The organism is Algoriphagus sp. 10J20-15 (assembly GCF_055809615.1).
On the sequence record NZ_JBVVUG010000002.1, the window covers coordinates 1 to 11,170 of the forward strand.

Genomic DNA, 11,170 nt, shown 5'->3' on the forward strand with positions numbered 1-11,170 from the left:
GCACCTAATTCAATTACTCCACCAAGCTTCAGCTTTACCTTAATTTCGCTTTCTTTTTCCCAATCCTCATTATCAGTATTATCACGATTGGCTTGTTGGCTAATAGCTATCGGGATGATCTGGATAGACAATACATCCAAAAGGCAGCGTTGATCAGAGGGAATCTTGGTAGCTTTCTCAATAACCAGCGTCTTGAAAATGTAGATAACGATCTACTCAATGAGGAAGTGAATGAATTGGCAAATACCATAGCCAGTGACATCCATATTTATACCACTAAGGGCAAATTAGAGTCTACCAATCGCCCAAATATCTTTGATAAAAAAATTCTGGCGCCGATAATTAATCCTAAAGCGATGGCTGAAATTGAAGAAATGGGGCAGTCCCAGTTTCTGGCTGATGAGCAAATCGGGAAATTGCGTTATAAGTCTGTTTATTTATCAATTCCAGCCACAGCGAATCAGCAGAATTTAGGAATTTTGGCTGTTCCATTCTTTGAGTCAGAAACAGAATTGAATACGTTGATCGCAGATGTGTTGAGCAATATTTTCAATGCCTTTGTGGTGATTTTCATTTTGTTTTTATTCGTCTCCTACTTTGTCTCCACTAACCTTACTTTCCCTTTCAAATTGCTTACACAAAAGCTGAAGGCTACCAATTTGGAAGATAACGAACCTATGTATTGGGGATCAAAAGATGAAATAGGATTACTTGTAAATGAATACAACAACATGCTTTTTAAGCTTGAAAGCTCGAAGAAAGTACTCGCATCCACCGAGAAAGAATCTGCTTGGAGGGAAATGGCAAAGCAAGTAGCACATGAGATCAAGAATCCACTTACACCAATGAAGCTTACGCTTCAGCATTTGATTCGCCTTCAGGATGCTGGCAGATTAGATGATGCAGAAAAGCTGAAACGATCGCTGGAGACGTTGATCCATCAGGTAGATGCACTTAGTGGGATAGCATCCTCATTTTCCACTTTTGCAAAAATGCCTTTGCCAAATAATGAGTTGATGAACTTCAAAGCTGTGCTGAATAAAGTGTTGGAGTTATTCAGTGGCGATGAGCAAGTCGAGTTGGTTTTTCAGGACGATTCATTTACAGATAATATTCCGATTTTGGGTGATGATAAGCTTTTTGGACGAGTAATTTCCAATCTTATAATTAATGGGGTTCAAGCTGTCGAGCCAGGGAGTCAAGCCAATTATACGTATTTGGCTTTGGATGACTGATCAGGCGGTTTTTCTTGAAATTACAGATAATGGTAAAGGGATTTCGGATGATCTAAAGGATAAAATCTTCATTCCAAATTTCTCTACCAAGTCCACAGGATCGGGCTTGGGATTGGCTATCGCAAAAAGTGGAGTAGAGACAGCGGGAGGTAAAATCTGGTTTGAAACTGAGGTTGGAAAGGGTACCACATTCTATCTCACCTTTCCATTGATGGGATAATTCATCTTTTTAGTACCTTCCAATCAAAAGGAATTTCGGAGTGAGCATGCGTAATTGGCTACTTTTCTGGGTATTAGTGTGTGGCTTTTCCAATTCGGTAATGGCTCAGGAAAAATGCCGATGGGTGCAGTCTGAGGTTTTTGCAATTCCTACAGTTCCAGACTCACTTTCCCTATTGGAAGAAACTATCAGAATTTCAGATAAGGAAGGGATTTCGTATAATTTCAAATATGATCTAAATGCTAATAAGCTTCAAGTGCTTTTTGAAAGTGAAGTAAAACCTGATTCACTTTTGCTTTGCTACAGGACTTTTTCCATACGCTTTGATCAGCCAGTTGCGCGCAGGACTTTATTGTCGGATTATGATTCTACAGCTCAATTCAAAGACCATAGAATGGCTGAGTTGCCTGCTTTTGATTTTCGTGAGGAGCTTTTTCCAACAACAAACCTTTACAAATCGGGAAGTCTCACGCGCGGAATTTCCTTCGGAAATACACAAAATGTATTTGTCAACTCAGCGCTTAATCTTCAACTAGAAGGCGATATTTCCGAAAATCTAAAAATCCGTGCAAGTATCACCGATCAAAATGTACCATTTCAACCCGAAGGAAATACACAACAAATCCAGGACTTTGACAATGTGCTGATCGAGCTGTATAATGATGACTTTAGTTTGGCGGCGGGAGATGTGGTTTTGCAGCAGCGGCAGTCTGAATTTCTGCGCTATTACAAAAATGTGCAGGGATTGCAGTTTACCTCCAAATACAAGTATGAGTGATAAGTGGACCGCGAGTTCCCAAGCTTTTGCTTCCATTGCCAAAGGGAAATTTGCGTCGATTCAATTACCAATTTTGGAAGGTGTGCTCGGCCCGTATCGAGTTAGTGGGCCAAATAATGAGCGATTTGTAATCATCATGGCCAATTCCGAGCGGGTATTTCTGGATGGAAAGCAGCTAAAGCGAGGTTTCAATGAAGATTATGTGATTGATTACAATCAGGCAGAAATCACCTTTACCCCAAAAGTTCTAATCACTCAGTATTCCCGAGTTAGGGTTGATTTTGAATATGCAGAGCGGAATTATTCCCGATCTATCATCGGCGCGAATCACAGCCAAACAAACGGAAAGGTGGATGTGTACTTGAATTATTACCAGGAAAAAGACAATAGAAACCGTCCGCTTTTTACAGATTTTTCCCAGAGTGAATTAGGGCTAATGGCTTTAGTAGGCGATAGTGCAACACTTGCGAGAACTCCTCGGATTGATAGTGTGGCTTTTGATCAGAATAGAATTTTATATAAAAAAGTCACCGAGTTTGATATTCTGGGAAATCCATTGGTTTATTATGAATATTCCAATGATCCTGAGGTGGCTCATTATGATTTGGGCTTTTCCCAAGTAGGATCTGGGCTTGGAGATTATCGTCGTTCCAACCAATTGTCGAATGGGACAGTCTACGAATATGTTCCGCGACAAAATGGACAGCCACAGGGTGATTATTCTATTTTGTCCCAATTGCCACTTCCCGATAGCAAACGAATGGTGACTGCTGGCTCAAGGATACGGCTAAATGAGCATGAGAAAGTTTATACAGAATTGGCGCTTTCTTCAGTGGACAAAAATCTATTTTCTGAATTAGATGATGATGACAATCAAGGGCTGGGGATGAAGGTTGGCTTGCAAAGTGAAGGTCGGGAGTCTTCACTTTTCAAAGGTTATATCATGAAAGGGCAGACGGAGTACGAATACAATTCCACCAACTTCAATTTTATAGATCGATTTAGATATATCGAGTTTGATCGGGATTGGGGACTTAGCCAGCATGCATTACAAAGTGCAGCCATCCCGAACAGTTTTTTCGTGCTGGGATTGGCTTTGAAAAAGATGTGCTCAATCGATTCGGCTATCTTTTTTACCTGAGAAATAGAGAAAATGTGTTGAACGGAACACAGCATTCAGCCACCTGGAATTTTCAGTTGGGTTCCAAAATCAGACTCAGGCAAGAGTTTTTTCGCTTGAATTCCACTCAGGATTCATTGAAGTCTGACTGGACTCGGTACTTGGGTGATGTGAGTTATAATTCCAAAATCATCGTTCCAGGCTATCAGTTTTCATTGGATCAAAATGCTTTGAGAAGTGCCGAGACGGATTCGGTTGTGAGCACAGCAATGAACTATAAGCAGCATTTGCTCTATTTGCGAAGCAATGACTCACTCAGTTATTCCTTTTTGGCTGATGCAGCTTGGCGTGAAGATAAGGCTCCTATAGCTGGAGAATTGCTAAATGATACCAGAGCTTTTACTTCCAACTTTACTTTCAGAAAGCAATGGACTCAGCACAGCCTGAGCAGTACGTTTACTTACAGGGAACTGGAGTATTTGCAGCGCGATCTCCAATCCGAACTTACCGTAATGGGTAAGCTAGATTATCAGGGAAGCTTGGGTAAAAATCTCATTCGAAATGAAATCAGCTATGCCATTGGAAACGGGCGGGAGTTGCAACGGGAATTCGTCTTTTTGCCAGCTCCAAATGGTGATGGGACGCATACTTGGAGAGATGATAATGGAGATGGCGTACAGCAGCTGAATGAATTTTACTTGGCAATCAACCCAGAAGAAAAGCAATACATCAAGATTTTCGTACCTACAGATACCTTTATTCAAGCTTACACAAGTATTTTGAATTACAGATTACAGGCAAAATTCCCGGAAACTTGGAAAGAGGCTGGTGGCTTGCGGACATTTTTACATAAGTTTTCAAATACCACCAGTCTGAGTGTGGAGAAGAAAGTCACTTCGGATGACTTTGTGGATCGGATAAATCCTTTTATTGGAGGAGTGAATAGGGAAGACGTTTTATCTCTCAGGCAAGTGATCCGCTCGAGTTTTTTCTTCAATCGGGCTTCTGCCAGTTATGGATTTGATTTGTCATATTTCGATTCTCAGTTCAAGCAATTGCTTTCCGGGGGATTTGAAGATTTGATTCAGAAGGATTGGAAGTTGAATACGAGGTATAATTTCAACGGGCAGACTACTTTGAGGATTATTGCAGGAACCGGTAACCGACTTTCGGCATCTGATTTCTTAGAAAACAGGAATTACAATATTTCCCAAAATCTAATTGGACCTGAGTTTTCCTGGCAACCCACACCATATTTCCGGACTACAGCTACTTATTCTTTTACGGGAAAAGTCAATACTGAGAATATTGAATTCGAGGAAAAGGCGCAATTGCATCAAGTAGGACTAGATCTTCGCTTTGCGCGAGCAGTAAAAACTACGCTGACAGGCAATCTCAAGTTGATTCAGATTGATTACAATGGTGTTGCAAATTCTCCAGTTGGCTATGAAATTCTCCAAGCGTTGACACCAGGACACAAATGTCACTTGGAATGTGAATTGGCTACAGAAAATAGGAGAGGGATTACAATTGAACTTGGTGTATGAAGGTCGAAATTCGCAGGGATTGGATAAGATTGTCCATGTTGGGAGAATGCAAGTTTCCGCTCTATTTTGATAAAAACATGTAACTTTGCCGAAGGAGAATAGTTGTCACACTAACTATTAAACTACGAATCAAATGAGCAAAAGCATTCTCGTCACCGGAGGTACCAAAGGAATAGGAAGAGCGATTATTGAGCGCTTCGCAGCGGAAGGTTTTGACGTCTTCACCTGTGCGCGGAATGCAGCTGACTTAGCTGACTTGAAGACTTATTTGGAAAGCCAGTATCCTTCGATAAACATTCTGGCGATTCAGGCTGACCTTTCCAAAAAGGAAGAAGTGACTAAGTTTGTAGATGAAATCAAATCAGTTTCGATTCCTGATGTCTTGGTAAATAACACCGGAGTCTTTTTGCCAGGTGCTATTCACAATGAGCCTGAAGGGAATTTTGAGCTAATGATGCAAACCAATTTGTATTCTGCTTATTATCTGACTCGTGGTTTTGTCAACGAAATGATTGCGAAGAAATCAGGACATATTTTCACCATGGGCTCAGTCGCTGGACTTACAGCCTACCCAAATGGGGGTACTTATGCTGTTTCAAAATGGGCGATGCTCGGAATGACCAAGTGTCTGCGTGAAGAATTAAAACCACATCAGATCAAAGTAACATCCATTCTTGCCGGCGCAACTTATACTTCGAGCTGGGAAGGAGTTGATTTGCCTGTGGAGCGATTTATGAAAGCAGAAGATGTGGCCGAGAGTGTTTGGGCCGCTTATAACCTTTCGCCCCAATCTGTTGTTGAAGAACTAGTAATCCGACCTCAATTAGGAGATATATAAACCCCATGCATACAAATATTAAATCTTTAGACCTGCTGTATTGCGATAGTCTGACAAGTTACTCAAGGAGAAAAACCATTCCGGTAAAAATTGGTGATGTCGTCATTGGCGGTGATAATCCCATTGTAGTCCAATCCATGACTACGGTGGATACCATGGATACAGAAGGCTCAATCGAGCAAAGTATTCGCATGATTGAGGCGGGTTGTGAACTGGTGAGAATTACAGCTCCAAGCATTAAGGAAGCAGAGAATTTAAGACATATCAAGGATGGGCTTCGTAAAAGAGGATACAATACACCATTGGTTGCTGATATTCACTTTACCCCAAATGCTGCAGAAGTAGCAGCTAGGATCGTAGAAAAAGTACGCGTGAATCCAGGGAATTATGCGGACAAGAAGAAATTCGAAGTAATAGAATATACAGATGAGACGTATCAAGAAGAGCTGGATCGTATTCGCGAGCGGTTTTTGCCTTTGGTGAAAATCTGCAAGGAACACGGAACGGCGATGCGAATTGGAACAAATCATGGTTCTCTTTCTGATCGGATCATGAGTAGATATGGTGATACTCCACTGGGAATGGTGGAGTCAGCATTGGAATTTTTGAGAATCTGTGAAGATGAGAATTACTACGATATCGTAATCTCGATGAAGTCTTCAAATACTCAGGTTATGGTTCAAGCTTACCGGCTGCTTGTAGAGAAGCTGGACGAAGGAGGATTCAAACCTTACCCTTTGCACCTCGGAGTGACTGAAGCTGGCGAAGCGGAAGACGGTAGAATCAAATCGGCTGTTGGAATTGGGACATTGCTGGAAGATGGTTTGGGAGATACGGTTCGTGTATCCTTGACAGAAGATCCTGAGTTTGAAGCGCCAGTTGCTAAAGCATTGATCGACCGCTATGCACATCGTGCAGGACATGCGGAGATAAAGTCTATTGAAAATTATCCAGTCAATCCTTACGAGCATTTCAAGCGCCACTCTGCAGAGATTTACAATTTTGGTGGACATAATGTCCCAAGGGTAATTACAGATATTTCAAAGGTTGAAAAGATTACAGAAAAGGAAATGAAGTCTGTAGGTCATTTCTATTTGCCAGAACTGGACAAGTGGAAAATGAATGACCAAGGCTGTGATTTTGTTTATTCTGGAGCCAACCCGATTCCTTTTATGCTACCAAATGGGATGAAGGAAATACAGGATGCAGCGATATGGACTGTTGGTTCTGATCAGCAAAATAAATTCCCCCTTTACGATTTAGTGGGTTTTTCTTCTGCTGAGAAATTTCATAGAGAATTGAATTTCCTTGAAGTCTATGATACTGAGATAGCAGAGGCAATCACACTGACGTCAGATCGACGGGATACTGTCTTGATTCTGAAAACTGAAAATAGACATGCGATGCCAGCAATGCGACGGGCTTTTGTGAGTTTGCTTGAAGCCAAATCGGGCATTCCGGTGATTCTGAAAGTGAGTTACCCTGACCAATCTCAGGATGAGACTATGCTTTATGCCTGCAACAGACGTTGGTGGGTTGTTGATAGATGGATTAGGCGATGGAATCTTTATTTCCTTAGAAAAGGAGAAAGAACATTCCCGCGAGGAAGTGTTAGCACAAATCAAACTTCATAATTCTGTGGGATTTGGAGTTTTGCAAGCAGCGAGAACTCGAATGTCTAAGACTGAATACATTTCCTGCCCTTCCTGTGGAAGAACCTTATTTGATTTGCAAGAAACTACCGCGATGATCCGTAAGCGAACTGATCATCTAAAAGGAGTAAAGATCGGAATTATGGGTTGCATCGTGAATGGTCCTGGAGAAATGGCAGACGCAGATTATGGCTATGTAGGATCGGGCAAAGGGAAAATTACGCTATACAAAGGCAAAGAAGTGATGAAGCGTTCCGTTCCTTCAGAGAAAGCCGTTGATAAGTTAATAGAAATAATCAAGGAAGACGGAATGTGGAACGAACCTGAGATTATCTGATTTTAGAAAAACCCTTCGAGGTTTTTAAAACCTCGAAGGGTTGTAAAATTTAAACCAAACCATTTCCCAATTCTATCTGTTTACAAAAAAAAACTCAAACCATGTCCGATAACAATAAAGTAAAAGGATTTTTCAAGATGGGTGATTTTGGGAACTACTTCGTTCGTGTTTTTCAAAAGCCAGATCCAAACCAGAAGTCCAATTATAACCTTCGAATGATGCATGGAATCAACAAGATTTCTATCGTCGTATTTCTATTGGCAATTATTTTTTGGATAGTGAAAAGGTTTATTTAATCAGATAATTCTTTGCTAAAGAGCCTTTATGGTAGAAAGTGATTTTACCAGGCTAATAAAAAAAAGAGTCCCGGATATCCGAGACTCTTTTCTTTTTAGTATGAAATTCTATTTATCTTCTATCCAACGCACTTCCGCCACTTTGCTGCGGACCAAGGAATTGCTCCATTCTTAATTTTAACTCCTGAGCTTTTTCCTGATAGCCTCTTTCTTCCAAAAGTGGTATAAAATAGCGTATCATCTCTATAGAAATCATCATCTCTCGGTCATACTCTCTATTTTCCTCTGTGTAGAACTCGATCATGTCTAATGACTTCTTCGATACCTCATTAATGATATCCAGCGCCTTTTCATCTTCCCCTACCTCAAAGAAAAGAGGGACAGACTGTCCACTAGATAGGTCGTAAGGAATCGCTTCATTAGGCATTACTTCCAATCCGTAGTTTAGAAGAGTAGCCGCTTTTTCCATATCACCTTCGTCTAGCAAAGCAATCGCGATGCTATTCAATGCACTTCGGTGATTGGAAGCAAATCTCCTGTATTCCTCATCCAAATAGGCATCAGGATTGTTCATGCCTCTGAAAGCAAACTTGGTCATGTAGTTTTCATAGGCCAAATCAGCATTGACCAACTCTTCACGGACATATTCAGGTTTTCTCACAGGAAGCAAGCGATAAGTCAAGCCTTCCATCACGACGTGATCTTCTATGTTGATCCCTATGGTTGCGAGTGATGTGTTATTGAAATAAATAGGTCTATCCCAATTGTTGGATACAATCAAATCAATTAGCATCAAGGTGCCTTTCGTTACATAGTTTCCAGTGACTTGAAGATTCATTTGCGGAGCAAAAAGCGAAGCAAATTCTTCAGGGATTATGTCCTTGGAAGCAACAGCAGAGCTGTCTACTTCCAAGATCAGATTTCTTGAAGGAACCATGTTGGCAACAGATTTACCGCCAGTTTCCATTTTTAAAAGATCAGAACCTGAGTTCAATAACTTCAAATATTCCTTAGCAGAAATCGCATTCATGCCTTCTCTCTCCATTACGTAAAGCACATCATTTGTGCCTTTTTGGTAGCGGTTTGGATCCAAACTGAACGGTAAAGCCTCTGACTCATTCACTGGTCGAGTCATTTGTTCCACATACCAATCTGTATCGAAATAACTTAATACGATCACTCGGACATCTGTACGGAAACCTTCCACTTCTTGTACATACCAAAGTGGGAAAGTATCGTTATCTCCACCAGTAAATAAAATCGCGTTTGGGGCACAAGAGGCCAGGAAGTTTCTAGCAGAATCCACCGAGAAATATCTTCCTTTTCTGTTGTGATCATTCCAGTTCTGAGCGCCCATCAAGCCGGCTACCGGCAAAGTAAGTAGCGTCGCAATTATTCCGGCAGTTGCCATATTCTTCGTGGCCCGACCGATCATGTGTGCGATGGCCATTACTCCGAGCCCAACCCAAATCGCAAATGCATAGAAACTACCTACATAAATATAATCACGCTCTCTCGGCTCCACCGGAGGGGAATTCAGATATAGGACCAGCACTACGCCCATCATCAGGAAAAGCATCAAATTCACATAGAAAGACTTAGGGTCTTTCAGAGCTTGAAAGAATAAACCGATAATTCCCAGCAACAGCGGAAGCATGAGGTAGTTATTGTGTCCTTTGTTTTCCGTGATGTAATCAGGGTAATCTTTGAATGCATCCGTAATTCCTACCCAAGGTGCATCGCTGAAATCTGACTCTTTACCCGAGAAATTCCACATGAAGTAGCGCCAGTACATTTTGTTTAACTGATGCTCAAACATGAAGTAAATATTGTCACCAAAAGTTGGGTCTTGCCCTTCTCTCAGGCCAAGTTTCTGTCGGTAAAGCCTTTTATGATTTTCTTGTGTTGAATAGATTCTAGGAAGAATTGTTGTTTTTGTAGGGTCGTAAGTGTTTACCAAAGAATAATCTACGATCTCATACTTATCTTTTCCCTTCATATAAACTGGTGCGCCTTCTTCTTGAGCCACCAATTGCGCAGTGAAATACTGGCCATGAAGCAAAGGCCTGTAACCGTATTGCTCACGCTTTAGGTATGAGACGTAGCTGACTATATCCTTTGGCGCATTTTCATTGATAACCGGATCTTGGTTTGCTCGTACCACGATCAAGGCATAACTCGCATAGCCGATCAAGACTGAAGATGAAGGATAAAAGAGCTGTATTTAGAATTGCATTTCCCTTTTTACGAGAATACTTATAGGCGAAGAATACTGCTGTGAAAAACAGAAGCATAAAGACTACGATTCCTGACCCAAATGGCAAGCCAATGCTATTCACAAAGAAAATCTCCATGGATCCAGCTAAGCTAGGAAGTCCTGGTATAATCAGATTGTTGATGATAATCAGTGCAACTCCTCCCAAAAACATAGCAAGAAGACCACCTTTCAGCGTAGGATTCTCGTATTTTTTGAAATAGTAAATGAGTGCCAAAGCTGGTAGAGTCACCAAGTTCAGCAAGTGAACACCAATAGAAAGTCCGACCAAATAGGCGATGAAAATCATCCATTTGTTTTCTTCGCGTGGGTCTTTGATCACATCCCACTTCAAGAATGCCCAAATCACGATCGCTGTAACGAAGGAAGACATCGCGTAAACTTCTGACTCTACAGCCGAATACCAGAAACTATCTGAGAAGGTGTAAACCAATGCGCCGACGATCCCAGCACCCATCAAGGTGATTGTTTCGCCTTTGGTTCTTGCCCTTCTATAACTTTGAAAAGCTTCTTTCCAAATAAAGTGATCGACCAAAAAAGGAATAAAATAGAGAAACCTGAGAATAGCGCACTACCGATATTCATCCAATAAGCCACTTGCAAAGGATCTCCGAATGCAAATAAAATGTACATTTGGTATACCAAAGGAAGAATGGAGCTCCTGAGGGTGAAGGTACTTGTAACTTGTATGCTACGGCTATGAATTCTCCTGGATCCCAGAAGCTAGCTGTTTGTTCGACAGTAAGAACGTAAACCAAAGTAGCTACCGCAAAAACGACCCAACCGGTCAGATTATTGATTTGCTTGTAATTGAGCATTTAATAAGTGGAATTTGACTGGCGAAAATAAAAAAAATAAATGCCAAATAGGGC

8 protein-coding genes and 2 pseudogenes are annotated in these 11,170 nt (G+C 41.2%); 8 read left to right on the forward strand and 2 right to left on the reverse strand.

The annotated features are described in order from the left end of the window. Positions 1–149: 149 nt before the first annotated feature. From AC0L6R_RS00380 to AC0L6R_RS00415, 8 genes and pseudogenes are all read left to right on the forward strand, one after another. The gene (locus AC0L6R_RS00380) at positions 150–1,235 is read left to right on the forward strand and encodes a histidine kinase dimerization/phospho-acceptor domain-containing protein (RefSeq protein WP_473269368.1); all 1,086 of its coding nucleotides are present in this window, start codon (positions 150–152) and stop codon (positions 1,233–1,235) included. Next, a complete protein-coding gene (locus AC0L6R_RS00385) occupies positions 1,228–1,455 on the forward strand; it encodes an ATP-binding protein (protein ID WP_473269369.1) in 228 nt (75 codons plus the stop codon). The genes AC0L6R_RS00380 and AC0L6R_RS00385 overlap by 8 nt, the downstream gene beginning before the upstream one ends. A 46-nt stretch (positions 1,456–1,501) precedes the next feature. Continuing rightward, a complete protein-coding gene (locus AC0L6R_RS00390; RefSeq protein WP_473269370.1) occupies positions 1,502–2,233 on the forward strand; it encodes a hypothetical protein in 732 nt (243 codons plus the stop codon). Then, on the forward strand, positions 2,226–3,374 hold the full coding sequence (locus AC0L6R_RS00395; protein ID WP_473269371.1) for a hypothetical protein: 1,149 nt from the start codon (positions 2,226–2,228) through the stop codon (positions 3,372–3,374). The genes AC0L6R_RS00390 and AC0L6R_RS00395 overlap by 8 nt, the downstream gene beginning before the upstream one ends. Beyond that, the gene (locus AC0L6R_RS00400; protein ID WP_473269372.1) at positions 3,341–4,900 is read left to right on the forward strand and encodes a hypothetical protein; all 1,560 of its coding nucleotides are present in this window, start codon (positions 3,341–3,343) and stop codon (positions 4,898–4,900) included. The genes AC0L6R_RS00395 and AC0L6R_RS00400 overlap by 34 nt, the downstream gene beginning before the upstream one ends. 133 nt (positions 4,901–5,033) lie before the next feature. Next, complete coding sequence (locus tag AC0L6R_RS00405; RefSeq protein WP_283414263.1) at positions 5,034–5,738, forward strand: SDR family oxidoreductase; 705 nt, start codon at positions 5,034–5,036, stop codon at positions 5,736–5,738. A gap of 5 nt (positions 5,739–5,743) precedes the next feature. After that, positions 5,744–7,727, forward strand: a pseudogene (ispG, locus tag AC0L6R_RS00410) ((E)-4-hydroxy-3-methylbut-2-enyl-diphosphate synthase). A gap of 101 nt (positions 7,728–7,828) precedes the next feature. Further along, positions 7,829–8,023 (forward strand): DUF6728 family protein, encoded by a 195-nt coding sequence (locus AC0L6R_RS00415; RefSeq protein WP_473269373.1) that lies wholly within the window; start codon positions 7,829–7,831, stop codon positions 8,021–8,023. Between the two features lie 112 nt (positions 8,024–8,135). Here the strand turns inward: AC0L6R_RS00415 and AC0L6R_RS00420 are convergent, their stop codons facing one another. Continuing rightward, positions 8,136–10,217 carry a DUF2723 domain-containing protein gene (locus AC0L6R_RS00420; protein WP_473269374.1) on the reverse strand — a complete coding sequence of 694 codons (2,082 nt, stop codon included), beginning with the start codon at positions 10,215–10,217 and terminating at the stop codon, positions 8,136–8,138. Next, positions 10,153–11,116, reverse strand: a pseudogene (locus AC0L6R_RS00425) (glycosyltransferase family 117 protein). Before AC0L6R_RS00425 ends, AC0L6R_RS00420 begins: the two are co-directional and overlap by 65 nt. Positions 11,117–11,170 lie beyond the last annotated feature (54 nt).